Consider the following 24,878-nt stretch of genomic DNA (forward strand, 5'->3'; position numbering starts at 1 on the left):
TCAGCCCACCACGACAGGTTCCGGTACGGCGGTGCGCTCGCGGTTCTGGATCTTCCACCAGGACGCGAACCCGAGCACGCAGAACAGTCCGTAGATCACGTACATCGTCGCCGACGGGTAGAACTTCGACTGCACCAGCAGCGGTACGCCGACCACGTCGACGGCGATCCAGATCAGCCAGAACTCGACGAACCCGCGAGCCATCCCGTACGTCGCCAGGATCGAGCCGGTCAGGATCCAGGCGTCCCACTGCGGACCCCACGAACCCAGCGCGCGGAGCACGAAGAACGAGATCGCATAGAGGACGACCGCGAGGCCGAGCAGCTCGAGCCGCTCCCGCGTGGTCGCCCAGCGCGGCTGGACTCCCTTCGCGGCGCCACCGTGGCGGGTCTGGTACCAGCGGTACCAGCCGTAGAGGCTGACCAGCGCGAAGAACACCTGGCGGCCGGCCTGACCCCACAGGTCCTTGTCCTGCGGTGTGTCGAAGACACCGCCGACGAAGACGGTGAAGAGCAGGACGTTGCCGACGATGCCGACCGGCCAGGCCGACACCAGCCGGCGCATGCCGAACAGCGCGCTGGCCAGACCGAAGACGTTGCCCACGATCTCGCGGACGAGCACGGGCGAGCCGGCGATCGTCACCTGGGCGTGCAACAGCCAATCAACGGGGTTCACTTGTTGCCTCCTACAAGCAGTCGCTCCACGTACTTGGCGATCACGTCAACCTCCAGGTTGACCTTGTCGCCGACCTTGTTGTGACCGAGCACGGTGAGTTCGAGCGTGGTCGGGATCAGGCTGACGCCGAACGTCCCGGTCGCGTCGTCCACATCGGTAACGGTCAGGGATACGCCGTCGATGGCGATCGAGCCCTTCTCGGCGACGTACTTGAGAATCTCCGGCCCGGCGGCGACGCGGACGTCCTCCCAGTGCGCGGACGGGGTGCGGCTCGCGATCGTGCCGACGCCGTCGACGTGGCCCTGGACGATGTGCCCGCCGAGCCGCTCGTGGGCGGCGACCGCGCGCTCCAGGTTGACCTGCGAACCCTTGGCCGCCTGGCCGAGGCTGGTGCGCTGCAGCGTCTCGCGCATCACGTCCGCGGTGAACGTGCCGGCGCCGGTGTCGACCACGGTCAGGCAACAGCCGTTGACCGCGATCGAGTCACCGTGGCCGGCGTCCTCGGTCACCTTGGGGCCGCGGATGGTGAGCCGGGCGGCGTCCCCTTCGAGTAGGTCGAGCGCTTCGACGGTGCCGAGCTCTTCGACGATTCCGGTGAACATTCAGTGCGTCCTTTGCGGTTCGAGCGGCGTCAGGATCAGCCGGACGTCGTCGCCGAGGCGCGTGACGTCCGTGAGCTTGAACCTCCGCAGGTGGTCGATCGATTCCGCGCCCAGGTCGCCGATCGCGGCGTACCCGGAGCCGAGCACGGCCGGGGCGACGTACGCGACGATCTGGTCGACCAGCTGAGCGCGGACGAAGGCGGCGGCCAGAGTCGGGCCGCCTTCGAGCCAGAGGTGCCGGACCTGCCGGTCGTCCAGCTGCCGGAGCACCTCGGCGGGATCATGAGTGGGCAGCAGCAGGGTCTCCGCGCGATCGTTGCGTACTCGCGCGGTCGGCGGGATCTCGCGGTCGCCGACGACGACCCGCAGTGGCTGGCGTGCGGCGGGTACGTCGTGCTCGTCGCGGACCGTCAGTTCGGGGTCGTCGTCGAGGACGGTCTGGGTGCCGACGGCGATGGCGTCGCACGCGGCCCGCTGCCGGTGCACGTCGGCTCGGGCGATCGGGCCGGTGATCCACTTGCTGGTGCGGTCCGGCGCCGCGCTGCGCCCGTCGAGGGTGGTGGCGAACTTCCAGGTGACGAAAGGGCGGCCCACTCGCACGCTGTGCAGCCAGACATGGTTGACGGCCTCGGCCTCGTCCTGGAGGACGCCTTGCTCGACCTGGATGTTCTTGTTTGCGAGCTTCTCGGCGCCACCGGCGGCCTGCCGGTTCGGATCAGGTACGGCGTACACCACTCGCGCGATCCCGGCCTCGATCAGCGCATCAGCGCACGGGCCAGTCCGGCCGGTGTGGTTACAGGGCTCGAGCGTCACGTACGCCGTACCGCCGCGGGCTCGGTCTCCCGTCATCCGCAGCGCCTCGACCTCGGCGTGGGGGCCACCGGCAACCGCGTGGAAGCCCTCGCCGACCGGGTGTCCGTCCCGGCCGGTGATCACGCAGCCGACCACCGGGTTCGGGTGGGTGCTGCCGACACCTTTCGCGGCCAGCTCGATCGCGCGTCGCATCCACGCGACGTCAATCGGCGACGTGTTGCTCACTGTGCCAGTCACCCGGCCCCTCGTCGTTTCGGACGCGTTCCGGGGCTCGTGACAACCGGCGCACACGCTCCGCCGTCCGGGGTTTCTCGCGTACGCCGCTCTCGCAACGCCGATCGGACGCCAGAGCACACCCGCCGACCGCGTGCGCCTCCCATCCGGACTTTCACCGTCGGTCCTGGAATTCCACCAGGTCAACCGACCGCCAAACCGCAGCGGCCGGGTCGCGGACTGTCACCGCCGGCTCGGAATTACACCGACCCCGGAGCACGCGAGTGGGTTCACTCGTGCTTCAAGTATGCCCTCCCCCGCAACTCACACCACGACCCAGGTCACATCGTGGTCCCCGGGCGGCGCAGTGGCGGCCATCCGACCCATCCGGTCACCACCCGGGTCACCACTCGCTGAGCGCGCGCCGGGGGTCGCATGCACCGACTCCGGTCTTCACTGCCGAAGCAACACCCACACAGCAGCACCAAGCAACCCAGCCGCCCCAACAAAGCACCCGACAACCACAAACAGCAACACCCGCCGCCCCCGCCCACCACCCGACACCGCGCTCGCCCCACCCGACACCACGCTCGCCCCAACCAACGACCCGGTCGACCCATCCGCCAACCCGGCCGACCCATCCGACGATCTGATCGAGCCATCCGCCACCCCGGTCGCCCGGTCCGCCGATGTAGTCGCCCGATCCGCCGATCTAGCCGACCCGTCCGACGACCCGCTCAACCCATCCGACGACCCGCTCGACCTATCCCCCGATGCAGTCGAGCTACCTGACGAGCTAGTCAGCCTGTCCGACGGCGCCAAAGTCGCATTCAGCTCGCTCAGTGGTGTAGGCACGGCCGCCGGTGAGCCGGACTGCAGAGGCGCAGGCTCCGCAGGCGTAGCCCGCGCGGAGGTGGCCTGCCCGGGTGTCGACTGCGCGGGCGTGGGCTGTGGGGGTGCGGTTGGTGGGTGGATTGCGGGGCCGGTTGGGGTCCAGGTGTGTGGGAGGGGTGGGAGTTGGTCGAAGACTTCGGGTGGGTCGGGGGCCTCCGCCCAGGGTGTGGTTCCGTCGGGCGGGAGTACGCCGGTTTCGGCGAGGAGGCGACCGGCCTCCTTCGCGGACTCGGGGCGGTCGGACGGATCGGTCGCCGTACACCGACGGATGAACTCACCAAGCGGACCCTCAACCGTCGGCAGGCCGCCGCTGACGCCAGGTCGTCCGCCGGTGAGGAGCTCGACGGCCACCGCGCCAACGGCGTACAGGTCCTGCCGCGAGTCCGGGTCGGCACCAGCCAATTGCTCCGGCGCGAGGTATCCCGGGGTCCCGAGGATCGTGCTGTTGCGAGTCATCCGCGGCTCGTCGACCAAGCCCGCGACGCCGAAGTCCGACAACCGGAGATGTGGTCGCCCCGTACCGGTGGCATCGAGCAACAGGTTGGCCGGTTTCACGTCCCGATGGACGACACCCGCGGCGTGGACCGCGGACAGCCCGTGCAGCAGCTGATCAAGCAGAACGGCGACGTACGACGAAGGCAACGGACCGTGATCACCGAGCAAGGTCGCGGCGGATCCACCACGAACGAGCTCCATCGCGAACACGACCTTGTCGTCATCCGCGGCCCACCCGTGTGGCGCAACGACATGCGGATGCTCGATCCGCAACGACTGCTCCCGGACAAACCGCAGCAACGCTGCCGCATCATGCTGCCCGAGCACCTTGGCCGCCACGTACGCCGAACGCCGCAGATCCCACGCCCGCCAGACCGAACCCATCCCGCCGGTCCCGATCAGGTCGATCAGCCGATACCGCCCAGCAAACGCCTCCACCCGAAGAAACTACCGTCCCACCCGCCCACTACGCCCATTCCACCCGCGTCCCGGGGTGCGGAGGATCCACTCCCCTACGTCCGCGGGTGCAGAGGATTCGCTCGGGAAGCCCGCAAAGGCGAGCATCCCGCCCCGACCCCATGTGCCCGGTTTTGAGCCGAGCCGTGGTCGGGTTACGACCTGCTCAAGCCATTCCGGACCCTGCCTGATTGTGGATTGAGGGCCTTGGGCACCGGTTCGGAGAGAGGGAGAGGCCCGGACCACCGATTGCGGTGGCCCGGGCCTGGCAGGTCCTCAGGGTTGCCCGGTCTGCGGCGAGTTGTTGCTAGCCGCCCCGGTCCGGGCGCCTGGGGCCTTGTGCCCGGTCAGCGGGCGGGGCGGTCACTGACCGTCGCAGACCGGGCACCTGGGGCCCCTTGGGCTGCCCGAAAGCGATCAGACGGATGCCAACCCTCGTGGTCCGGAATCCTGGCCCATCGCGCTGCCCCGTAGGCGACAGGACGGCTGCCGACCGCGTACCACCGGATCCCTAGGCCCGGCGGGCTGGGCGGTTAGTGGTGGGGTGGTTGGGGGCCGCCGTGGTTCGGAGGTTGAGGGCCGTTGGGGTGTTGCTGGCCCGGCTGGGTTGGGTAGTTGGGGGCTCCGGAGTGCCAGGGGGTGGCGCTGGGTTGGGCGATGGCTGGCTTCTTGCGGAGGCGGAGGGCGGCGAGCACTCCGACGAGCAGGAGCAGGACGCCGCCGCCACCGAGGCCGGCGACCAGGGCGACCGGCGTACCGTCGTCCGAGTCGTTGCTGCTGCCCTGGACCGGGCCTCCGGCTTCGTTCTTGTTCTCGTTCTCATTGCCGGTGCCCGGGGTGGATGACTCCTCGGTCGGCGTCGGAGTCGGCGTCGTGGAGGTGCCGTCGACCGGAGTCGCGCCGTCGACGTACTCAGGCTTGCCGTTGCCCGCAGTGCCTTCCAACCCGACGGTCAGCGTCATCGGGATCGCGAAGGCCTTGTCGTTGTCCTTGCGGGTCAACGAGATCGCGATGTAGTACTCGCCGGGCATCGACGTGCCCTTGTCCTGGTTGTTCGCGCCGTCGCGGTTGAGGTAGCGGATCTCCTTGGTGGTGTTCGCGTTCACCACACCGTCCTTGGTCAGCACCGCACGCCGGCCTGCCCCACCCGGACCCGGGACGTTCTTCGCGAAGACGGCGTACACCTCTTCACCGATCGGGGAGATCATCCCCATATCCAGGTACCGGATGCCGTCGATTGCCTTGGCGGTCGCCGCGCCGAGCTTCGGCACCGTGGCCTGGGCCTGGATGCGCTGGCCCCAGTCGGCCTTGACCTTGTAGAGCTGGACCTCGCCCGGCATCAGCGTCGTCTTGTAGCTACCCGGCTCCAGCAACGGGGCGTCCGGGAAACTCGAACCCGGCACGATCTCGCGTGGGGTCGAACCAGGCATCGGCGTCCAGGTCGGGGTATCGGCCTTGGCCGGCAGATTGGTGGTGGAGTCGACCGGCGGCTCCTCGTCGATCCGCAGCTCGTACGGAACGCCCTTCATCTCGCGGAACGCCGCGCCGGCGGAGACCGTCAGCACCAACTGGTCATCGTCCGCGCAGCCCTTGGGGTAGTCACCGGTCCAGCTCGACGCCGCACCGGTCGCGATGCCCTGATCCCCGTCGAACGCGAGCGGGTAGCTCCAGCCGCAGTTCTCCGCGCCGATCGTCTTCAGCTTGACCTCGGCCTTGAGGACGAAACTGCCACCCGACGGCCGCCGGAAGCTGACGCCGGCCCGGAGGGTCGACTTCGCCATGGTCCGCTTGATCACGTAGTACTTCGCGGTCTGGTCGTTGCCGAAGGTGTCCGAGTAGTGGCCCGGGGCAAGCACCGGCGCCCCTTCTTGCTGTGGCCCACCCTGGACCGGCGTCCCGGAGATGCGGAACGGTCGGAACGCTCGGGTGGACAGCTTGTCGAGCCCAGCCTCGAGATCGATGGTCGAGTCGGCGTCGTAGTAGTCGCCGCGCCCCTCCCGGGCAACGCATTGCAGCTGGCTGCGCGCCTTCCCGCCGACACGGAACCCGACCACGTCGATCTTCAGATCGATGCCCTGCTTGGCGATCGAGCGCGCCACCTCACACGGGTCCGGTGCGCAGGTCGCCTCACCGTCGGACACCAGCACGATCGTGCGCTGCCCGGTCGGACCGAGATCCTTCGCGGCCTGCTGCAGCGCGTAGCCGATCGGGGTCTCGCCGTACGGCTTGTACTTGGCGATCGCTGCCTGCAACTGCGGCCGGTTGGCGGTGCCGATCGGAACCGTCAACTGGGTGTCGGTGCAGGCGCCCGGCTGACCCTTCTTGAAGACGGTCGCGCCGTACACCCTCAGGCCGACCTGGGCCGTCTCGGGGAGCTTGCTCACCACCTGGGTCAGCGCGGTGCGGGCCGCGACGATCTTGGTCTTGCCGTCGCCGGCCGGCTCCTTCATCGAGCCGGACGAGTCCAGCACCATCACGAGCTTGCCGGTGTCACCCGGCTCGGGGTCGGCGAGTGCGGACCCGGTCGTCAGTCCGGCCAGGACCGCGGTCAGTGTGATGGCGAGGAGCGCCCACACCGCGGGGCGGCGGTGTCCTTGCAGAGCCGTCATCGTTTCCTCCAGTGAGATTCGCTGTCGCAAACCTTGACAGTTTGCGATCGCAAATGTCAAGTCACGCCTCGATCGAGCCTCTTCTCCACAGATGCAAACGTCCGGGTTGGCAATTTGCTTCGCAACTGCGAAGATGTTTGCAGTCGGTCACGAACGGCGACCGACCCGAGGGAGACCACTCCGAGCGCACGTCACGGAGCGGATCACCCAGAGAGGGGATCACACGGATGGACCAGACAGCGCAGAACCTCCAGCAGCAGGTCGAGCTGTACGGCGAGACGCTCGGAGACGTGGTTCGCCGGGTCGCGCCGGCGCTCGGCCTGACCCAGAGCGCGCTCGCACAGGTAATCGGGTTGTCGGCCCCGATGCTGTCACAACTGATGAGCGCGCAACGCGTGAAAATCGGTAACCCTGCCGTGGTGTCCCGCCTCCGGGCGGTCTCCCAACTCGCCGACCTGGCCATCGCGAGCGAGATCGATCCCGACGAGATCCCGCTCGAGCTCGACCGGATCCGCGGCACCACCGGCGCCTTCCCCAGCACCGGCCCGAACACCGTGCACGTGCCGCGATCAGTGGCCTTTCCACCAGGCCATGCATCGGGCCATGCATCGGGCCATGCATCGGGCCATCCACTGGGTCACCAATCGGGCCATTCGCAGGCTCACGCGCCCGGTCAGCCCGCGGACCCGGCCGCGGCCTTCGCGTCGCCAGCCGGACTGCAGGCACCGGCGAGTCAAGCGTGGCCGCCGGCCACCCCACCGGACCTGATAGCGAACACCGCGCGCGCCGTTGTCCGCGAGATCCAGGATCTGTTCCGCGAGATCGCCTCCGCCGACGAGATCCAACGGGCCGCCGCGGCAGCCGCCAAGGAGTCCCCAGCGGTCGCCGAGTTGCTCCTTGCCTATGGCACCGGCCGGACCGCCGACGCCTTGGCCCACTATGAGAAACACCACGGCTGAGCGGTCACCAGGCCCGACTCACCCTCGCCCGGCCGCGGTGTGCTGACCGTGGACCGGCATGCCCAGGAGCCGAGCCTGGTTTTGTCCGCCCCGATCGCTGTCCACACAGGCGAATCAGGCGTCTATATAGCACAGCCGAAGTAGACATTTCGGGCTGTCTCACGGGCTGTCGCGGGTGGAATGCCGGGCGGGTGGCGCGTGTTGGGTTGGCGCGGTGGGGTGATGTGCCCCGCGCGGCGGGGCGACGTGTCCCGCGTGGATTGAGCTGAGGAGATGTTGTGCGCGCGTCTGGAGCCTTGCGGCGGATTGTTGGCGTAGGGGTTGTGGTTTCACTGGCTCTGGCGATGGTTGCCTGTGGCAGCGATCAGGATTCGGCGGCGGGTGATGGGCCGGATCTTGGGTTGATCAAGTCCGGGACGTTGCGGATCGGGACGCTGACCGACGCACCGCCGAACGTGTACGTGCAGGACGGCAAGTTCACCGGGTTCGACAACGACCTGATCACCGCGGTGGCGGCCAAGCTGAATCTGAAGCCGGAGTTCGTCGGGACCGACTTCTCCGCGCTGTTGTCGCAGGTCAACGGCGGTCAGTACGACCTCGGCAGCTCGTCGATCACGGTCACCGAGGCGCGCAAGAAGACGGTTGCCTTCAGCAATGGGTACGACTTCGGCTACCTCGGGCTGAACACCACCAAGGATTCCGGCATCAAGTCCTTCGACCAGTTGCAGGGCAAGCGGGTGGTCGTGGTCCAGGGCACCGTCCAGGACGACTACGCCACCGGCAAGAACCTCAACCCGGTCCGGGTGCCGAACTACAACGCTGCCCTCGGTCAGCTCAAGGCCGGTACGGCGGATGCGTGGGTCTCGCCGGCCGAGATCGGCGAGAAGATGGCCAAGGAGCAGGGTGGCGGCACCGTGATCCTGGCCGCGAAGGAGCTGAGTGACGCGCCGATGGCGTTCGCGGTGGCCAAGAGCAACGACAAGCTGCGGGACGCGGTGAACAAGGCGCTCGACGAGGTGATCGCCGACGGCACCTGGACCAAGCTGGTCGAGCAGTACTACCCGGGTCGCGCCGTACCGCCGAACTTCAAGCCCGGCAGCGGCACCGTCGCCGCCCCCAAGCCCGGCACCACGCCCAAGCCGGGCACCAAGCCCGAGGCGAGCACCACGTCCAAGGCGAACACTGAGCCGACAGCGAGCACGACTCCCGCAGCAGCCGGCTGATGGATATCTGGTCCACGCTGAACGACACCTTCCTCGACTGGGGGTCGATGAAGGACGTCCTGCCCGAGATGCTCAAGGTGGGACTGGTCAACACCCTGATCCTGGCGGCCGCCTCGGTCGTGCTGGGCACTGTGCTCGGCATGATCGTGGCGGTCCTCGCCCTGTCCTCGAAGCGCTGGCTGCGCTGGCCGGCGAAGATCTACACCGACATCTTCCGCGGCCTGCCCGCCATCCTCACGATCCTGCTGATCGGCCAGGGCCTCTCCCCCATCACCAGGCACTGGTGGGGCCCGAACCCGTACCCGCTCGGCATCCTCGCGCTCTCCCTGATCGCAGCCGCCTACATCGGCGAGATCTTCCGCTCCGGCATCCAGAGCGTGGAGAAGGGACAGCTGGAAGCAGCCCGGGCACTCGGGTTCAGCTACCCGGACGGGATGCGGTTGGTCATCATTCCGCAAGGAGTACGACGGGTCCTGCCCGCGCTGGTGAATCAATTCATCGCGCTGGTGAAGGAGTCGAGCCTGGTCTACTTCCTCGGCCTGCTCGCGAGTCAGCGTGAACTGTTCCGGATCGGGCAGGACGCGGCCGCGACCAACGGCAACCTGTCCCCGTTGCTGCTCGCGGGCATCTTCTACCTGGTGATCACGGTCCCGCTGACCCACCTGGTCAACTACTTCGACAAGCGTCTCCGCGAAGGCCGGCCGACCGAGGCGGACGACGTCGTACAAGGGGAGCTGGCGCATGCAAACCGTTGAGGCGGCCAGTCTCGAGGTGTCCGGCGTCGAGCTCGCGTTCGGCAGCAACAAGGTCCTGCGAGGCGTGGATCTCGCCGTACCGGCCGGGCGTACGGCGTGTGTCATCGGCCCGTCGGGATCCGGGAAGTCGACGCTGCTGCGGGCCATCAACCGCCTGCTCGAGCCCAATGCCGGCGACGTGAAGCTGGCCGGTACGTCGGTACTGAACGGCAACCCGGATGAGTTGCGACGCCGGATCGGGATGGTGTTCCAGCACTTCAACCTGTTCCCGCACAAGTCCGTCGTCGAGAACATCACACTCCCCCTGCGCAAGATCAAGAAGCTCGATGCCGAGCAGGCACGGGTCCAGGCCCTCACGCAACTGGAGCTCGTCGGGCTCGCCCAGAAGGCGGATGCGCGGCCGGGCACGTTGTCCGGTGGCCAGCAGCAACGGGTCGCGATCGCCCGGGCGTTGGCGATGAAGCCTGAGGTGATGCTGTTCGACGAGGCGACGTCGGCGCTCGACCCGGAGCTGGTCAAGGGAGTGCTCGGACTGATGGCCGACCTCGCGCAGGCGGGGATGACGATGGTCGTCGTCACCCATGAGATGGGGTTCGCCCGCGAGGTCGCCGACCAGGTCGCGTTCATGGATCACGGGGTCGTGGTCGAGTCCGGCGTACCGGAGCAGGTCTTCACTGCGGCAGAGTCGCCGCGGCTGCGGCAGTTTCTGTCCCAAGTGCTCTAAGAGAAGGACCCCTGGCGCAATTGGTTGCTGAGGGCCACTATGGAGACGACGCCGGATCGACCCTGGCTGGGGGATGGTTGTGGTGAAAGATCTTCGGTTCGTCCTCGCGATCGGAGTATGTGTGGCGCTCGGCCTGGCGGCGAGTGCCGCACCACCGGGACGCGGGAGCACAGCCACTGCGGCGCCGCAGGTCGGCGCAGCTCCTGCCGCCACAACTGCGGTGTCCACGGCCAAGTGGGTCTATCTCACCTTCGATGACGGGCCGAGTGCGAAGTACACGGCGCAGATCCTGAGGATTCTTCAGGCCTACCACGTGCGGGCGACGTTCTTCGAGGTCGGGCAGAACGTCAAGCGGTACCCGGCTCTCACCCGTCGGGTCGATCAGCTCGGCCACAGCGTGCAGAACCACAGTTGGTCGCACCCGAATCTCACCAAGGCCAACTGGTCGACGTTCAAGTACCAGGTCCGGACCACGGACCGTTACCTCCGGGCCCAGACCGGCTACACCCCGCGCTGCCTGCGGCCGCCGTACGGTGCGACGAACCGGGTGGTCGCCAAGCGGGCTGCCATGCTCGGCAAGAAGATCCAACTGTGGTCCGTCGACCCCGCGGACTGGAGCCGTCCTGGTACGTCGGTGATCGTGCGCCGGGTGCTGTCGAAGGTCCACACCGGCTCGGTGATCCTCATGCACGACGGGGGTGGGAACCGCAGCCAGACCGTCGCCGCGCTCCCGACGATCCTGAAGACGCTCAAGGCGAGGGGTTACCTGTTCTATCCCCTGTGGTGCCAATAGCGTCCGGTATGCGTGGTTGTTGATACGGCAGCGGCGTGGGGGCTGGCTTTCGGCTGTGTCGAACCGATGGTGGACGGGTGAGGAAGTGAGCCACCCACCGCCCTGGGGGACGCATGGATGTTCGCTTGACGCGTGCCGGCAATCGGATCATCGGACTGGCCATGATGATGGTGGTCAGCGCGGTGATCGGTACTGTCGTTGTCGCAGCCGCCCGCACCCCCAGCCGGCCGACGCCGAGCCCGCCTGCGGCCGCGGCGGCCGCACCCACCAAGCCGCCGCTTCCGACCAAGTACGTCGTCCTGACCTTCGACGACGGACCTGACGTGGCGTACACGCCGAAGATCCTCGACATCCTGGCGAAGTACGACGCCAAGGCCACGTTCTTCGAGGTCGGCAAGAACGTGGTGAAGCATCCCGAACTGACCAAGCGCATCCACGCGGCCGGTCACAGCGTCGAGAACCACACCTGGACGCATGCGGATCTCCGCAAGCTGTCCGCGACCGCGTTCCGGCAGGAGGTCTCGTCGACGGATCAGGCGATCCGGGCGCAACTCGGAAGTACGCCGGCCTGCCTGCGTCCGCCGTACGGCGGTGTGAATGCGACCGTCCGGCAACGGGCGAAGGCGCTCGGCAAGGACCTGGTGGTGTGGACCATCGACTCGCGCGACTGGACCAAGCCGGGTACGACGGCGATCGTCAAGCGCGTGCTGACGAGCGTCCACAGCGGATCGGTGATCCTGATGCATGACGGCGGCGGCAACCGCAGTCAGACCGTCGCTGCACTGCCGACGATCCTGAAGTCGCTCAAGGCCCAGGGCTACGGGTTCCGCACCCTCACCTGCTAGGAGAAGGCAGCAACGAGCGGTACGACGTCAGCGATCGACTCGACGATGCGGGTCGGGCGGTAGGGGAAGCGGTCCACCTCGTGCTCCCCGGTGGAGCCGGACAGAACGAGAATGCTCCGGAGTCCCGCTTCGAGACCGCTGATGATGTCGGTGTCCATCCGGTCGCCGATCATGACCGTGGTCTCCGAGTGCCCTTCGATCCGGTTGAGCGCGCTGCGCATCATCAGCGGGTTCGGCTTGCCGACGAAGTACGGCTCGACTCCGGTGGCGCGGGTGATCAGCGCGGCGACCGAGCCGGTCGCGGGCAGCGGACCCTCTGTGGACGGTCCGGTCGGATCCGGGTTGGTCGCGAGGAACCGCGCGCCGCCGGCGATCAGCCGGATCGCCTTCGTGATCGCCTCGAACGAGTACGTGCGGGTCTCCCCAAGGACGACGTAGTCGGGCGCTCGCTCGGTCAGCACGTACCCGATCTCGTGCAGCGCCGTGGTCAGACCGGCCTCCCCGATCACGTACGCCGTACCGCCCGCACGCTGGTCGTCGAGGAACTGCGCCGTGGCGAGGGCGCTCGTCCAGATCGCCTGCTCCGGGATGTCGATGCCCGCGGCAAGCAGCCGCGCCCGCAGGTCACGCGGGGTGAAGATCGAGTTGTTCGTGAGGACCAGGAACTTCTTGCCGGACTCCTGCAGGGCTGCGATGAACTCACTGGCTCCGGGGATGGCGCGCTCTTCGTGCACGAGCACGCCGTCCATGTCGGTCAGCCAGGTCTCTACCGGTTTGTGCTCGGTCACGGACTCATCGTAGGGGCCGAACCGGCGCGGCGGACCGAGCGCGGAAAAGTGTCGGTGGGTGGAGTGAGAATGCGGGCATGGAGTTGTCTGGCTACCGCGAGTTGTGGCGAACACACGGCGTGATGGCGCTGCTGGCGTCTTCGCTGCTGGCGCGGTTGCCGATGCTCACCACGATGGTGCCGCTCGCGTTCCTCGCCAAAGACCTCAGCGGATCATTCCGCTGGGCCGGCGTGGTCGCGGGTGCCTATTCGATCGGTACGGCGATCGCCGGGCCGCTGTGGTCCCGGACGGCCGACCGTCGCGGTCCCCGTGGCGTGCTGCTGATCACCGGGATCGCCTGGAGCGTGGTGTGTGTCAGCCTGGCGCTGTTGCCGGCTGGTCTGTATCGGGCGATGCCGCTGTTCACGCTGGTCTGTGGGGCGCTCGTGCCACCGGTGATGCAGACGCTGCGGGCTGCATGGCCTCGGGTGGTCCAGGGTCCGGCGTTGCGGACGGCGTACGCGGTGGATGCGACGGCTCAGGAATTGCTGTTCATGGTCGGGCCGATGCTCGGGGCAACGGCGGTGAGTGTTGCGAGCCCGCGGCTCGGCGTACTGCTCGCGGGATCGGCGTCGGCCGTCTTCATCTGGTGGTACGCGCTCCGACAACCCAAACCGCTCGCCCGCGATCATCACAGCGAGGTGCCGCTGAGCACGCGTCAATTGCTCTGGCACCGGCATCGGTTGCCGCTGATCCTGTCGTTCGGCCTGTGGATCATGGCGTTCAACGGGATCTCGCTCGGCATCGTCGCGTTCGCGGACGAGCACGGTCAGCGGCTGATCGCGGGCATCTTCGAGGCCGTCTGGGCTTTCGGAAGTCTGGTCGGCGGTGCGGTCGCGGGCGCGTTGCCCGGCCGGCGTACGTCGTACTTGTGGCGCCGGGCGGCTCTGGTCACGGCGGGGATGCTGCTGTGTGTCTTCGCGACCTGGTCGGCGGTGTCGCTCGGGATAGCGCTCGCGGTGTCGGGGCTGACGTTGGCTCCGGCGATCGGGGCGCTGTACGAACGGCTGGGCGCGTTGACTCCGGATACGGTCCGGACCGAGGTGTTCGGGTGGATGGGCGCTGCGGCAATGGGTGGTGCCGCGATCGGGGCGGCGGTGTCGGGCACGGTGATCGAGAGCTTCGGCGTGCGGTACGTCTGGCTGTTGGCCGCCGTACTCGCGGGGACCTCGCTGGTGCTGTTGCTGCGGATCCCGGCTGAGGCCGAGCCGTCGTTAGCTGCGGGTGGCCTGGTCGGCGAGACCGCGTAGCTGCTCGACCATCGCGTTCGGGTTGTCGGCGGCGTAGACGGCCGAGCCGGCCACGAACACGTCGGCGCCCGCTTCGGCGCACTGCTCGATCGTGTCCAGCGAGACGCCGCCGTCGATCTCGATCCACAGGTCGAGGCCGTGCTTCTTCACGAGTTCGCGGGTACGGCGGATCTTCGGTACGCAGACGTCCAGGAACTTCTGGCCGCCGAAGCCGGGCTCGACGGTCATGATCAGGATCATGTCGAGCTCGGCCAGCATGTCCTCGTACGGCTCGATCGGGGTGGCGGGCCGGAGGGCCATCCCGGCGCGGGCGCTCTTGGCGCGGATCTCGCGGGCCGTGCGGATCGGTGCCCTGCAGGCCTCGACGTGGAAGGTGACGCTGGAGGCGCCGGCCTCGACGTACCCGGGCGCCCAGCGGTCCGGGTCCTCGATCATCAGGTGACAGTCGAGCGGGATGTCGGTTGCCTTCGCCAGTGACTCGACCACGGGCATGCCGAGGCTGAGGTTCGGGACGAAGTGGTTGTCCATCACGTCGACATGCAGCCAGTCGGCGTTCGACACAGCCGCCGCCTCATCCGCCAGCCGAGAAAAGTCAGCAGCCAAGATGCTCGGCGCAATCTGAATCCCCATAGGCATCAATCTACCGACGCCAGTTCGCCTCCCGACCAGGTGGTAAGCCCATCGACCCGCACACCGTGGTGAAGGTGGGGTTAGGGGTGGGCTCGGGGGCGGTGTGTCGTGCGTCGAGTGGGGTTAGGGGGTGGGCTCGTGCGTGGAGGTGGGGTTAGGGGGTGGCTCGTGCGTGGAGGTGGAGGTTAGGGGTGGGCTCGGAGGCGGTGTGTCGTGGCGGAGGTGGGTTTAGGGGGTGGGCTCGGGGCGGTGTGTGGAGGTGGGTAGTTCCGCGGCCAGGACGGCTTGGAGGGGGGTGGGGGTGCGGGCTAGGAGGTGTTGGAGGGCGGGGTCGACTGGGGTGAATTCGCCGTGGCGGCTGGCGGCGAAGATCTCGAGGGTGAGGTCTACGGCGTACGGCGGCATGCCGCGGTCGAGGGCTGCTTGTTTCCAGACCTCGTCGGGGACGGTGATGCGGGTGATCTTGCGGCCGATCAGGTCCGAGGCGATCGCGGCCGCGTCGGCGTAGTCGAGGGCTTCCGGGCCGGTCAGGGCGGGGGTGATGCCGGATAGGCGGGTGGGGTCGGTGAGCGCTAGTACGGCCGCGTCGACCAGGTCGGTGTGGGCGGTCCAGGAGACAGGACCGTCTTCGGGGAGGACCAGTTCGCCGGACTCGAGAGCGGAGCGGAGCATCCAGACGGTGGTGCTGGCGTAGAAGCCGTTGCGGAGGGCGGTGTACGCGATGCCGGAATCCTCGAGGTCCTGTTCGGTCGCTGCGTGGGACCGGGTCGCGGCGAACAACGAGTCTGGGTTGGCCGCCTGGTGGCTGGTGTAGAGGATGCGCTCGGCGCCTGCCGCCTTGGCTGCGTCGATGGCTACGCGGTGTGGGGCCGGGTCGGCGGGGCCGGATACGACGAGCACCTGGGTCGCGCCTTCGAACGCGGTCGTGAGGGATTCGGGGTCGTCGAAGTCTCCGCGGCGTACGCGAATGCCGCGGGCGCGGAGGTCCTCGGCCTGCTCCGGCGCCCGCACACTGACGCCGAGCTGGTCAGCCGGCACGCTGTCCGCGAGACGCTCCACGATCGCCCGGCCGAGCCGCCCAGTCGCTCCAGTAACGATGATCATGTGTGAGGGCTCTCCTGCCGCTTGTTATCGATGATTACGTTTTTACGTTAGCACTGTTAACAAAAAGGGCAAGCCGTTACGGTTGGGGGCGTGGAGGATGGAGAGCGGGGGGCCGATCGGGAGCGGGTGCGGGCTCATATCGTCGAGGTTGCGGCGGGGCTGCTTGCGAGCGGCGGTCGCGATGCGGTGTCCACGCGGGCGGTGGCGGCGGCTGCGGGGACGCAGGGGCCGACGATTTACCGGCTGTTTGGAGACAAGGACGGGCTGCTTGCGGCGGTGAGCGAGTACGGGTTCGCGGCGTACCTGGCCGACAAGCCAGCGCCGGAGCCGAGTGCGGATCCGATCGCGGATCTGCGTGCGGGGTGGGAGTTGCATCTCGGGTTTGGGTTGGCCAATCCGGCGCTGTTCATGCTGATGTACGCCGAGCCGCAGCCGGGACGGCGGTCCGCTGCAGCCGAGGCGGGGTTCGCGATTCTGCGGACGCGGATCCGGAACATCGCGGCGGTGGGGCGGTTGCGGATGGCTGAGGATCTGGCGGTGGAGATGGTGCATGCGGCCGGGTGTGGCGCCGTACTCGCGCTGCTTGCCGTTCCTGCCGAGCAACGGGATCCGCGGTTGTCGGATGCGATGTTCGAGGCGCTGGTTGCGGCGATCAGCACTGATCGGGTCACCACTCGGAACGTCGGACCTGGGCCGGCTGCCAATGCTCTGCGGGCTCAGTTGCCTGACGTCACCGTGCTGACTGACGGCGAGCGGCATGTGCTCGATGAGTGGCTGACGCGCATTACCTCTTGAGAGTCCAGGCCAGCGCTTCGTCGGCTGAGGTGACTACTTCCACCCCGGCGGGGAGGGGTGGGCGACGGATCACGATGACCGGGATGTGCAGTTCACGGGCGGCTGTGAGCTTGGCGGAAGTTGCTGGGCCGCCGCTGTCCTTGGTGACCAGGACGTCGATTTGGTGGAGGCGCATGAGGTCGAGCTCGGCGGTCAGGTCGAACGGTCCGCGGGCGAGCAGCAGGGTGCACCAGGTAGGCAGTGGCTCCGGCGCGTCGACACAGCGGGCGAGGATGCTGGGCAGGTTCACAAGGCCGAGAGGAGCGACGGCGGAGGGACCTTGCAGGCCGAGGGGGGCGAAGGCGGGGAGGCCCTGGCGGCCGATGGTCAGGAAAGGGCGGGAACCTAGCGTGGGTAGGAGTTCGGCTGCGGCCGATGGGGTGTCTACCCAGTGCCAGGTGTCGTCGGGTGCGGCGGTCCAGCCGGGGCGGCGGAGGATGAGGAGCGGTACGCCGACTTCCCCAGCAGCCGCTACCGCGTGCGCGGTCATGGTGGCCGCGAAGGGATGCGTCGCGTCGACAACCGCGTCAACAGGATGAGCAAGTAGCCAGGCCGACAGCCCGTCGACACCACCGAAGCCACCGGTGCGGACCCCACCAACGGGCAATCGCGCGTCGGCAGTACGGCCGGCAAGAGACGACACAACCTCGACACCAGCCGACACCAGAAGCTGTGCGAGCGCGCGGGCCTCCCCTGTACCGCCCAGCAGTAGAACCTTCACCGCGATCGCAGAACCGAATACAGGTGGCTGTCGCGGAAGGTCGTTGCCGTGAGCACCTTCCCGATGATGATGACCGCAGTACGGCGGATGTCCGCGGCCCGCACCTGGTCCGCGATGTCCGCAAGCGTCCCGCGCAGGATCAGCTCGTCCTCCCGGGATGCCCGAGCGACGACAGCGACCGGACAGTCGGCACCGTAGTTCGGGGTGAGCTCCTCGACTACCCGATCGATCTGCTGGACCGCGAGGTGGAGTACGAGCGTCGCCCGGCTCGCACCGAGGGTGGCCAGGTCCTCGCCGGCCGGCATCGCGCTGGCACGGCCGCTGATGCGGGTGAGGATGACGGTTTGACCCACTTCCGGCACGGTCAATTCGCGGCCGAGGGTGGCGGCGGCTGCGGCGTAGGCGGGTACGCCGGGAGTTACGTCGTACGGGATGTCGAGTACATCGAGGCGGCGCATCTGCTCGGCCATGGCGCTGAAGACGGAGGGGTCGCCGGAGTGCAGGCGGGCGACGTCCTGGCCAGCGGTGTGGGCGGCGGCGAGTTCGGCGATGATCTCGTCGAGGTTGAGGTCGGCGGTGTCGACCTTGTGGGCGCCGGGTGGGCAGTGGTCGAGGAGTTCGACCGGTACGAGGGCGCCGGCGTACAGGCAGACCGGGGAGGCGGCGATCAGGTCGCGGCCGCGGACGGTGATGAGATCGGCCGCGCCCGGACCTGCGCCGATGAAGTGCACGGTCATTTGGTCAGGCTCCAGATGGTCACGGGCATCGCGGGACGCCAGCCGGTCATCGTGCCGATCTTGGATGCGCGCTGGACGTCGAGGCGGATCAGGTCGCCACCGTGGGCGGCGTACCACTGGACGATGAGGGACTCCGTCTCCAGCGTCACACCGTTGGCGACCAGGCGGCCGCCGGGGCGGAGAGCGTTCCAGCAGGCGTCGAACATGCCGGGGGCGGTCGCTCCCCCGCCGATGAAGATGGCGTCGGGTGCTTGCAGGCCGGCCAACGCCTCGGGGGCCGCGCCCTGGACCAGGTCGACCGGAACACCTAGGGCGGACGCGTTGCGTTCCAGGCGTTTGGCGCGGTCTGGGTCGCGTTCGATGGCGATGGCTCGGCAGGTTGGGTGATGACGGGACCACTCGATCGCGATGCTGCCTGCGCCGCCGCCGATGTCCCAGAGCAGTTGGCCGGGGATGGGGGCGAGGCGGGACATGGTGACCGCGCGTACCTCGCGTTTGGTGAGCTGGCCGTCGCTTTCGTAGGTGTCGTCGGGGAGACCGGGGGTGGTGGGGAGCAGGGGTGTGTCCGGGTCGGGCCGGCAGTGGACGGCGATGACGTTCAGGGCTTCTACGTCGTGGGACCAGTCGGAGGCTTGGGTGGTTCGTACGCGCTCGGATGGGCCGCCGAGCAGTTCTAGGACGGTTAGGTCGCTGGAGCCGTAGCCGCGGTCGGTGAGAAGGGCGGCTACCTCGGCGGGGGTGTGTGCGCCCCAACTGAGGATCAGGAGGCGTCGGCCTGGCTGGAGGTGGGGGTGAACCCTCTCTACGGGGTGGCCGACCAGGCTGACGACCTGGACCTGGTCTTGGGACCAGCCGAGTCGTGCGCAGGCCAGGGACACGCTTGATGGATGCGGGATTACCCGTACGGCGTCCCCGCCGAGCAGCCGGGTCAGTGTGGTGCCGATGCCGTGGAAGGTGGGGTCGCCGCTGGCCAGTACGCAGATCCGGCGGCCGGAGTACTCCGAGAGCAATGCGGGGAGCGCTTCGGACAGAGGCGATGGCCACGCAACCCGCACGACGGACGAAGCCGGGACGAGGGCCAGTTGTCTGGGGCTGCCCATGAGGACTTCAGCTGACTCGATCACACTCCGCGCGGAGGGCGAGAGGCCTTCCCAGCCGTCGGCGCCTATTCCCACGACCGTGAGTTCAGCCGCCATTGCCGAGGACCTTGGTGATGGTGATTTCGAGGACTACCCGCCGGGGGTTGACGCGGGGTTCCCGGTAGCGCTTGGCATAGCGACGTACGGCGTCCTCCACGCGGGCAGGGTCGTCGCTGACGATGGCACGGCCCTCCAGGGTGCTCCAGCGACGCCCGTCCACCTGCGTCACCGCGACCGCGGCACCCGCAGCACCGGCCGCGCGGATCGTCCGGGCCTTGTACGAGTCACCCGAGCAGATCACCCGCGCAAGACCCGCCTCGACGTCCAGCGTCGCGCCCACCGGCGTCGCGTGCACTGTCCCGTCTGCTCGGACGGTGCTCAACACACACAGATGCCGCTCGGTCCAGAACTCCGCAAGACGCTCACTCAACACCTAGCGATCGTAGACAAGACGGCCCGCCCGGTGAGGTGCCGGGCGGGCCGCGGGCGCTGGACCCCTCAGACCAGCGCTGTCAGAGGAAGCACTAACCGATGTCCCGACGCCGGAAGCCGGCGAACCCAGCCAGGGTCAAAGCGGCAGCGATCGCGGTCAGCCAGACGACTGGCAGCAGCGAGAAGTCGCCACCCGGCAGACGCGGAGTGTGGCCGTACGGGCTGAGGTCGATGACCGACTGCGGCAGGTTGAACACCGCACCGAACTGCCCGACCAGCAAGAACGCGCCGTACAGGACCCAGCCACCGGTCACCAGCTTGGGCGCGAGCCCGAACAGGATGACGACAAGGCCGGTCACGATCCAGATCGCCGGCAGCTGTACGGCGGCCGCCGCCAGCATCCGCGGTACCTGATGGCCCATGTTGCCCAGCGACGCGCCACTCGAGATCCCGGAGCCCAGGCCGGCGACCAGAATCAACGCACCGGTGCCGAGCAGCGCCACGAGCACGTGGCTGGCAAGCCACCGAGCCCGGGTGACGTCCGTGGCGAGCAGCGGCTCGGCCCTGAGCGCAGTCTCCTCGGAGCGAAGCCGCAGTGCCGCCTGGATGCCGAACGCCGACGCGAGTAGCCCGATGATGCCCATCTCGGTCGCGAGGAACGCATCGGTGATTCCCTCGACGCCACCCAGCTTCTGCACCATCTCGCGAGCGCTGTCACTGCTGACGAACCCGTCCACGTTGCTGGCGATGTTTCCGACCAGCAGTCCCAGCAAGAGGAACGCGAAACCCCAGCCGTACAAGGACCCGCGGTGCAACCGCCACGCCAGGGCCAACGGCGACCGCAGCGTAGCCGAGGCCCGGGCAGGCCCCGGACGCGGCCGCACCAGACCCGCACCGACATCACGTCGCCGGATCAGCGCGATCGCAGCCACAACCAGCACCGCCAGGAACACCAGCGGAATCAGGAGCACGGCAAACCGATCACCGGCGTACGCACGGACTTGTTGCGACCACCCGATCGGCGACAGCCACGACACCCACTCCGAGCTGCCGTTCGACGACGAGTCGCCGATCGCCCGCAGTACGTACGCCACGCCCAGAACCACCGCACTGATCCCGTTCGCGGCCCGGGCGCTCTCGGTGACCTGTGCGGCCACCGCACCCACGCCTGCGAACGACAGACCGGCCGCGGCCCACATCAGTCCGAACGCGAACGACCCCGAAGCCGGTAGGTCGGACCCGATCAGCGCCAGCGCGGTCAACAGGCCGAGCAGGATGACAGTCCCCGACGAAACGATCAGTGCAGCGGTCACAGCGGCGTACCGGCCGAGCACTCCGGCGCTGAGCAGCTCGAGGCGACCGCTCTCCTCCTCGGTCCGGGTGTGCCGGACCACGAGGAACGCGGCCAGCAGGCCGACCAGCAACGCGCCGAACGCGGTGAACTTGAACAGCGAGACCTCTCCGAGCGAGGTCTCGTCGAAGATCCGGCCGTACAGCGATACGAGCGCCGGCGACGCGTTCGACGTCCGGGCGGCCTCGGCCAGCGCCTTGGGGTCGGTGTACAGGTCGATCGACGCCTTCGCCGACCCGGCCGCCGACATCACGAACACCAGGATCCACACCGGGATGACAATGCGGTCCCGGCGCAGCGCGAGCCGCACCATGGTCCCGGTACCGACGAAGTCGTTCATCGTCCGGCCGCCACAGGCTCGTCGGCGGCAGCATCGTCCTCGTAGTGCCGCAGGAACAGCTCCTCCAGCGTCGGCGGCTGCGCGACCAGGCTCTTGATCCCACTCGCGGACAGTTGCCGCATCACCGCATCGAGCTGCGCGGTGTCCACCTCGCACCGCACCCGGGTGCCCTCGACATCGAGCTGATGTACGCCGGGCAGCTGGGCCAGCCCGTTCGGGGAGGCGGCGAGTTCGGCCTGGATCGACGTACGCGTGAGGTGGCGCAGGTCGGACAGTGTGCCGGTCTCGACCACCTTGCCGCGGCGGATGATGCTGATCCGGTCACACAGCGCCTCGACCTCGGAGAGGATGTGGCTCGACAGGAGCACAGTGCGGTCGCGCTGGCGCTCCTCCTCGATGCACTGCCGGAACACCTCCTCCATCAGCGGGTCCAGGCCTGACGTCGGCTCGTCCAGGATCAACAGCTCGACGTCCGAGGCCAGCGCCGCGACCAGGGCGACCTTCTGCCGGTTGCCCTTCGAGTACGTGCGGCCCTTCTTGGTCGGGTCGAGGTCGAACCGGCGGAGCAGGTCGTCCCGCTTCTTCTCGTCCAGACCGCCGCGGAGCCGGCCGATCAGGTCGATCACCTCGCCGCCGGTCAGGTTCGGCCACAGGTTCACGTCGCCGGGAACGTAGGCGAGCCGGCGGTGCAGCTTCGCGGCATCGCCCCACGGGTCACCACCGAGCAGCGAGACATCGCCGGCGTCACCGCGCAGCAGGCCCAGCAGCACCCGAATGGTCGTGGACTTCCCGGCACCGTTCGGCCCGAGGAAGCCGTGTACCTCACCGGTCGCGACCTCCAGGTCGAGACCGTCGAGGGCGTGCGTACTTCCGTACGACTTGTGTAGTCCAGAGACCACGATGGCTGATGTCATGATTCATAACGTACACTTCATTCAGAAGATTGTGAATCTTGCTAACACATTTCTCACGCGTCAGGTAAACCGGCGACCTAGAGGGGATGATGGGGCGGTGAGTGCACATCGAGACGACGACGCGGTCAGGCGGTACACCGAACAGTTCGGGAATCTGCTGGCCGACACCGGCTGGCCGCGGATGGCGGGTCGCGTGTTCGCCGCGATCCTGTCCAGCGAGAACGGGCGGATGACGTCGGCCGAACTGTCCGACCAGCTGCAGGCGAGCCCGGCGGCGGTCTCCGGCGCGGTCAACTACCTGCTGAACCTCCGCCTGGCCACCCGCGAGCGCGAGCCCGGGACCCGCCGCGACGTCTATGTCGTCCAGGACGACTCCTGGTACCAGACGATGATGACCGAGGACGCGTCCCTCGGCCGCTGGTCGGAGTCGCTGCGCAAGGTCCTCGACGCGTCCGGCGACGGCACCCCCGCGCACCGCCGGATCCGCGTGTCCCTCGAGTTCATCGACTTCATCGGCGAAGAGGTCAAGGGCCTCAGCGAACGCTGGATCAAGCGCAAGGCCGAGATCGACGCGGAGATCGACGCCCAGTACGGGATGCCCGAAGGCTGAGTGGGCCCGGCGGACGGATCCGCCAGGCCCACAGTCACTACCGAAGCGAGCCGGCGGCAACCGTGTCGAGCGCTCGCTGCAGCAACGGATTCACCTTGCCCGGCGCGGAGTTCGACCGCGGCAGGTGGACGGCGTTCCCGTCGACCGGACCGTCCACCGGATAGACCGAGAGTTCGGCCGGCAACGGCGACGTACCGCAGACCTGGTCCTTGCCCGGGAGCTCACCGGTGAACACGTACCGATCACCGATCTCCTCCGCACACGCCGACGCCGAGCCGACGTACTGACCGTGCTGGCCCTCGTCGTCGATGGCGACGAACCGGGTCACCCGCGCGGTGTCGTTGTGCGTGCGCAGCGCACCCTCGTACGCCGTCGCCGGGTCGAGCTCGCCCTGGATCATCAGGAACCGCGGCGATCCCTTCAGGTCCAGCTTCCGGTCCTGCGGCGCGTACTTCCAGAAGGCACACATCGGTACGCCGTTCATATATCCGAAGAACGTGTACTTGCGAGCCATCTTGTCCGCCTCCCGCAGGTAGTACTGCGGGTCGTGGCTGAACGCGGTGTCGTTGCAGCGCACCGTCGTACCGATCGGACCGAGGTCGACGGTGGCGTCGCCGGTGGACCGGGCCGCCGTCGCGCGGGCGTCGGCCAGGATCGACCGGGTCGAGTCGACCCGCAGCGCCGCCACGGTGGCCGGGGCCGCCGCGGTGACGCCGTACCGGGTCCGGATCGCGGCCAGGGTGTCGTACGCCTGCAGTTCGGGGGAGATCCTGGCCCAGGCGCGGTCTACGTGCCGGAGCTCGACCGCGCCGGAGGCCGACGGGTCCTTGGCGTACTCGTCGTGCACCAGGATGTCGAGGGTGGCCCGGACGAACCGGACGTTGCCGTAGATGGTGCTGTAGATCGTGTTGTCCAAGGAGTCACCGCGGACGGTGCTGGTGCCGGCCTTGACCAGCGTGACCAGGTCCGCACGGACCTTGTCGTACTTCGCACTCACCTGCTTGTACGTCGATCCGAGGCCCTGGATCTGGTCGGCATGCCTGGCGATCCACGGGAACAGCTGGGTGTTGCGCCGGCGCTGACCGGAGAACGGGTCGAAGTTCATGTTGTCCCACTGGGTGTGGGTCCAGTCCATGTTCGAGTCGATCACGAACCGGCCGACCTTCGACGGATAGGTGTCGGCGTACCAGCCGCCGAGCCAGGTGCCGTAGCTGTAGCCGATCAGGTTCAGCTGCCGCGACTTCAGCAGAACCCGGAGGAACTCCATGTCGTAGACCGTCTGCTGGCTGCTGACGAACTGGCCGAACTCGGTCGCCGAGCAGGCCTCGGCGGTCAGCTTCGCCTCGGCCACCTCGACCTGATGGGTCAGCCGGGTGCGCTCCTTGTAGTCCGGCGTGGTCGGCAGCGCGTTCAGCTTGTCGGTCGTGGTCAGGCACTGCAGTGGCGTGCTCTGGCCGAAGCCGCGCGGGTCGAACCCGAGCAGGTCGAAGTCACTGAACAGCCGGGTCTTGTCGATCGCGAGCGAGACCGACAGGGTCAGGCCGGCGCCACCGGGTCCCCCCGGGTTCGTCGTCATCAGGCCCTTCGACGTACCGGTCGCCCGGCTGTAGGCGATCGCGACCTGGACGTCGGGGTGCGCGTCCGGGTGCGCCCAGTCCATCGGGACGGTCACCTTGGCACAGTTCGTGGTCGGCGCCTGCGGGTAGAGCTGCTTGACCTGGGCGTCGAACGGGCACACCGACCAGTTGATCTGCTGGTCGAGGTACTTCTGCGGGATGGACGGGACCGGTGGATCCACCGGGCCCGTGGACGGCTTCGCCGCCGTTGCCGTCGTCGTGGCCAGCGGCGGCACGACCAGTGCCACCGCGAGAGCCAGTGCGATCTTGCGGAATCTGATCACGCTGCATCTCCTGTCTGTCCGGGCGGGGTGCAG

24 protein-coding genes and 1 riboswitch are annotated in these 24,878 nt (G+C 68.2%); of the genes, 9 read left to right on the forward strand and 15 right to left on the reverse strand.

Translation table 11 applies throughout. The annotated features are described in order from the left end of the window. The 5 genes from pnuC to AB0L70_RS19075 all read right to left on the reverse strand — a co-directional run bounded on the left by pnuC (position 1) and on the right by AB0L70_RS19075 (position 6,757). Entirely contained in the window at positions 1-675 is a 675-nt protein-coding gene (pnuC, locus tag AB0L70_RS19055) for a nicotinamide riboside transporter PnuC (protein ID WP_363685697.1), read from the reverse strand. Continuing rightward, the gene (locus tag AB0L70_RS19060; protein WP_363685699.1) at positions 672-1,277 is read right to left on the reverse strand and encodes a riboflavin synthase; all 606 of its coding nucleotides are present in this window, start codon (positions 1,275-1,277) and stop codon (positions 672-674) included. The genes pnuC and AB0L70_RS19060 overlap by 4 nt, the downstream gene beginning before the upstream one ends. Beyond that, positions 1,278-2,327 (reverse strand): bifunctional diaminohydroxyphosphoribosylaminopyrimidine deaminase/5-amino-6-(5-phosphoribosylamino)uracil reductase RibD, encoded by a 1,050-nt coding sequence (gene ribD, locus AB0L70_RS19065; RefSeq protein ID WP_363685701.1) that lies wholly within the window; start codon positions 2,325-2,327, stop codon positions 1,278-1,280. 126 nt (positions 2,328-2,453) lie between these two features. After that, positions 2,454-2,587, reverse strand: a riboswitch (FMN riboswitch). A gap of 169 nt (positions 2,588-2,756) precedes the next feature. After that, positions 2,757-4,130 carry a serine/threonine-protein kinase gene (locus AB0L70_RS19070; RefSeq protein WP_363685703.1) on the reverse strand — a complete coding sequence of 458 codons (1,374 nt, stop codon included), beginning with the start codon at positions 4,128-4,130 and terminating at the stop codon, positions 2,757-2,759. A 551-nt stretch (positions 4,131-4,681) separates the two neighbouring features. Continuing rightward, positions 4,682-6,757: a VWA domain-containing protein gene (locus AB0L70_RS19075; RefSeq protein WP_363685705.1), complete on the reverse strand. Its 2,076-nt coding sequence runs from the start codon at positions 6,755-6,757 to the stop codon at positions 4,682-4,684. A gap of 227 nt (positions 6,758-6,984) precedes the next feature. On the opposite strand from AB0L70_RS19075, the gene AB0L70_RS19080 reads away from it, so the two are divergent. The 6 genes from AB0L70_RS19080 (at position 6,985) to AB0L70_RS19105 (ending at position 12,056) form a co-directional block, all read left to right on the forward strand. After that, positions 6,985-7,716 (forward strand): DNA-binding protein, encoded by a 732-nt coding sequence (locus tag AB0L70_RS19080; RefSeq protein WP_363685707.1) that lies wholly within the window; start codon positions 6,985-6,987, stop codon positions 7,714-7,716. A 323-nt stretch (positions 7,717-8,039) separates the two neighbouring features. Next, the gene (locus tag AB0L70_RS19085) at positions 8,040-8,939 is read left to right on the forward strand and encodes a transporter substrate-binding domain-containing protein (RefSeq protein WP_363685709.1); all 900 of its coding nucleotides are present in this window, start codon (positions 8,040-8,042) and stop codon (positions 8,937-8,939) included. Then, positions 8,939-9,694, forward strand: coding sequence for an amino acid ABC transporter permease (locus tag AB0L70_RS19090; RefSeq protein ID WP_363685711.1), 756 nt, complete (start codon positions 8,939-8,941; stop codon positions 9,692-9,694). The genes AB0L70_RS19085 and AB0L70_RS19090 overlap by 1 nt, the downstream gene beginning before the upstream one ends. Next, on the forward strand, positions 9,681-10,418 hold the full coding sequence (locus AB0L70_RS19095) for an amino acid ABC transporter ATP-binding protein (protein ID WP_363685713.1): 738 nt from the start codon (positions 9,681-9,683) through the stop codon (positions 10,416-10,418). Before AB0L70_RS19090 ends, AB0L70_RS19095 begins: the two co-directional genes overlap by 14 nt. An 82-nt stretch (positions 10,419-10,500) precedes the next feature. Beyond that, the gene (locus AB0L70_RS19100) at positions 10,501-11,211 is read left to right on the forward strand and encodes a polysaccharide deacetylase family protein (RefSeq protein ID WP_363685715.1); all 711 of its coding nucleotides are present in this window, start codon (positions 10,501-10,503) and stop codon (positions 11,209-11,211) included. A 113-nt stretch (positions 11,212-11,324) separates the two neighbouring features. Then, positions 11,325-12,056: a polysaccharide deacetylase family protein gene (locus AB0L70_RS19105; protein ID WP_363685717.1), complete on the forward strand. Its 732-nt coding sequence runs from the start codon at positions 11,325-11,327 to the stop codon at positions 12,054-12,056. Here AB0L70_RS19105 and AB0L70_RS19110 read toward each other — a convergent pair. Continuing rightward, entirely contained in the window at positions 12,053-12,805 is a 753-nt protein-coding gene (locus AB0L70_RS19110) for an HAD-IIA family hydrolase (RefSeq protein ID WP_363685898.1), read from the reverse strand. The two genes, AB0L70_RS19105 and AB0L70_RS19110, sit on opposite strands and share 4 nt — an antisense overlap. Before the next feature lie 116 nt (positions 12,806-12,921). Between AB0L70_RS19110 and AB0L70_RS19115 the strand changes: the two genes are divergently transcribed. Further along, on the forward strand, positions 12,922-14,133 hold the full coding sequence (locus tag AB0L70_RS19115) for an MFS transporter (protein ID WP_363685719.1): 1,212 nt from the start codon (positions 12,922-12,924) through the stop codon (positions 14,131-14,133). Here the strand turns inward: AB0L70_RS19115 and rpe are convergent. Both rpe and AB0L70_RS19125 read right to left on the reverse strand, forming a co-directional pair. Further along, a complete protein-coding gene (gene rpe, locus AB0L70_RS19120) occupies positions 14,098-14,763 on the reverse strand; it encodes a ribulose-phosphate 3-epimerase (RefSeq protein WP_363685721.1) in 666 nt (221 codons plus the stop codon). The two genes, AB0L70_RS19115 and rpe, sit on opposite strands and share 36 nt — an antisense overlap. A 228-nt stretch (positions 14,764-14,991) precedes the next feature. Beyond that, a complete protein-coding gene (locus AB0L70_RS19125) occupies positions 14,992-15,867 on the reverse strand; it encodes an NAD(P)H-binding protein (RefSeq protein WP_363685723.1) in 876 nt (291 codons plus the stop codon). A 90-nt stretch (positions 15,868-15,957) separates the two neighbouring features. Between AB0L70_RS19125 and AB0L70_RS19130 the strand changes: the two genes are divergently transcribed. Next, positions 15,958-16,662, forward strand: a complete 705-nt coding sequence (locus tag AB0L70_RS19130; protein WP_363685726.1) for a TetR/AcrR family transcriptional regulator — start codon at positions 15,958-15,960, stop codon at positions 16,660-16,662. Here the strand turns inward: AB0L70_RS19130 and AB0L70_RS19135 are convergent. From AB0L70_RS19135 to AB0L70_RS19160, 6 genes are all read right to left on the reverse strand, one after another. Further along, positions 16,652-17,422: a cobalt-precorrin-6A reductase gene (locus AB0L70_RS19135; protein WP_363685728.1), complete on the reverse strand. Its 771-nt coding sequence runs from the start codon at positions 17,420-17,422 to the stop codon at positions 16,652-16,654. The two genes, AB0L70_RS19130 and AB0L70_RS19135, sit on opposite strands and share 11 nt — an antisense overlap. After that, positions 17,419-18,159 carry a precorrin-4 C(11)-methyltransferase gene (cobM, locus tag AB0L70_RS19140; protein ID WP_363685730.1) on the reverse strand — a complete coding sequence of 247 codons (741 nt, stop codon included), beginning with the start codon at positions 18,157-18,159 and terminating at the stop codon, positions 17,419-17,421. Before cobM ends, AB0L70_RS19135 begins: the two co-directional genes overlap by 4 nt. Continuing rightward, positions 18,156-19,355: a precorrin-6y C5,15-methyltransferase (decarboxylating) subunit CbiE gene (gene cbiE / locus AB0L70_RS19145; protein ID WP_363685732.1), complete on the reverse strand. Its 1,200-nt coding sequence runs from the start codon at positions 19,353-19,355 to the stop codon at positions 18,156-18,158. Before cbiE ends, cobM begins: the two co-directional genes overlap by 4 nt. Beyond that, entirely contained in the window at positions 19,345-19,731 is a 387-nt protein-coding gene (locus AB0L70_RS19150) for a TIGR03618 family F420-dependent PPOX class oxidoreductase (protein ID WP_363685734.1), read from the reverse strand. The genes cbiE and AB0L70_RS19150 overlap by 11 nt, the downstream gene beginning before the upstream one ends. Before the next feature lie 91 nt (positions 19,732-19,822). Further along, positions 19,823-21,421: an ABC transporter permease gene (locus tag AB0L70_RS19155; RefSeq protein ID WP_363685736.1), complete on the reverse strand. Its 1,599-nt coding sequence runs from the start codon at positions 21,419-21,421 to the stop codon at positions 19,823-19,825. After that, entirely contained in the window at positions 21,418-22,335 is a 918-nt protein-coding gene (locus AB0L70_RS19160; protein ID WP_363685738.1) for an ABC transporter ATP-binding protein, read from the reverse strand. Before AB0L70_RS19160 ends, AB0L70_RS19155 begins: the two co-directional genes overlap by 4 nt. A gap of 97 nt (positions 22,336-22,432) precedes the next feature. Between AB0L70_RS19160 and AB0L70_RS19165 the strand changes: the two genes are divergently transcribed. Next, positions 22,433-22,945, forward strand: coding sequence for a MarR family transcriptional regulator (locus AB0L70_RS19165; RefSeq protein ID WP_363685740.1), 513 nt, complete (start codon positions 22,433-22,435; stop codon positions 22,943-22,945). Between the two features lie 37 nt (positions 22,946-22,982). Here the strand turns inward: AB0L70_RS19165 and AB0L70_RS19170 are convergent, their stop codons facing one another. Beyond that, positions 22,983-24,845 (reverse strand): alpha/beta fold hydrolase, encoded by a 1,863-nt coding sequence (locus tag AB0L70_RS19170; protein WP_363685742.1) that lies wholly within the window; start codon positions 24,843-24,845, stop codon positions 22,983-22,985. Positions 24,846-24,878 lie beyond the last annotated feature (33 nt).

Source organism: Kribbella sp. NPDC051952 (assembly GCF_040680855.1).
In the GTDB taxonomy this organism is placed as follows: Bacteria; Actinomycetota; Actinomycetes; order Propionibacteriales; family Kribbellaceae; genus Kribbella.

Bases quoted from the DNA above. Each gene is read 5' to 3' on its own strand.
- cobM (WP_363685730.1), bottom strand. From the start codon at position 18,159: ATGACCGTGCACTTCATCGGCGCAGGTCCGGGCGCGGCCGATCTCATC.
- cbiE (WP_363685732.1), bottom strand. From the start codon at position 19,355: ATGGCGGCTGAACTCACGGTCGTGGGAATAGGCGCCGACGGCTGGGAA.
- rpe (WP_363685721.1), bottom strand. From the start codon at position 14,763: ATGGGGATTCAGATTGCGCCGAGCATCTTGGCTGCTGACTTTTCTCGG.
- AB0L70_RS19155 (WP_363685736.1), bottom strand. From the start codon at position 21,421: ATGAACGACTTCGTCGGTACCGGGACCATGGTGCGGCTCGCGCTGCGC.
- AB0L70_RS19105 (WP_363685717.1), top strand. From the start codon at position 11,325: ATGGATGTTCGCTTGACGCGTGCCGGCAATCGGATCATCGGACTGGCC.
- AB0L70_RS19110 (WP_363685898.1), bottom strand. From the start codon at position 12,805: ATGGACGGCGTGCTCGTGCACGAAGAGCGCGCCATCCCCGGAGCCAGT.
- AB0L70_RS19060 (WP_363685699.1), bottom strand. From the start codon at position 1,277: ATGTTCACCGGAATCGTCGAAGAGCTCGGCACCGTCGAAGCGCTCGAC.
- AB0L70_RS19090 (WP_363685711.1), top strand. From the start codon at position 8,939: ATGGATATCTGGTCCACGCTGAACGACACCTTCCTCGACTGGGGGTCG.
- AB0L70_RS19095 (WP_363685713.1), top strand. From the start codon at position 9,681: ATGCAAACCGTTGAGGCGGCCAGTCTCGAGGTGTCCGGCGTCGAGCTC.
- AB0L70_RS19080 (WP_363685707.1), top strand. From the start codon at position 6,985: ATGGACCAGACAGCGCAGAACCTCCAGCAGCAGGTCGAGCTGTACGGC.
- AB0L70_RS19160 (WP_363685738.1), bottom strand. From the start codon at position 22,335: ATGACATCAGCCATCGTGGTCTCTGGACTACACAAGTCGTACGGAAGT.
- AB0L70_RS19115 (WP_363685719.1), top strand. From the start codon at position 12,922: ATGGAGTTGTCTGGCTACCGCGAGTTGTGGCGAACACACGGCGTGATG.
- AB0L70_RS19125 (WP_363685723.1), bottom strand. From the start codon at position 15,867: ATGATCATCGTTACTGGAGCGACTGGGCGGCTCGGCCGGGCGATCGTG.
- AB0L70_RS19075 (WP_363685705.1), bottom strand. From the start codon at position 6,757: ATGACGGCTCTGCAAGGACACCGCCGCCCCGCGGTGTGGGCGCTCCTC.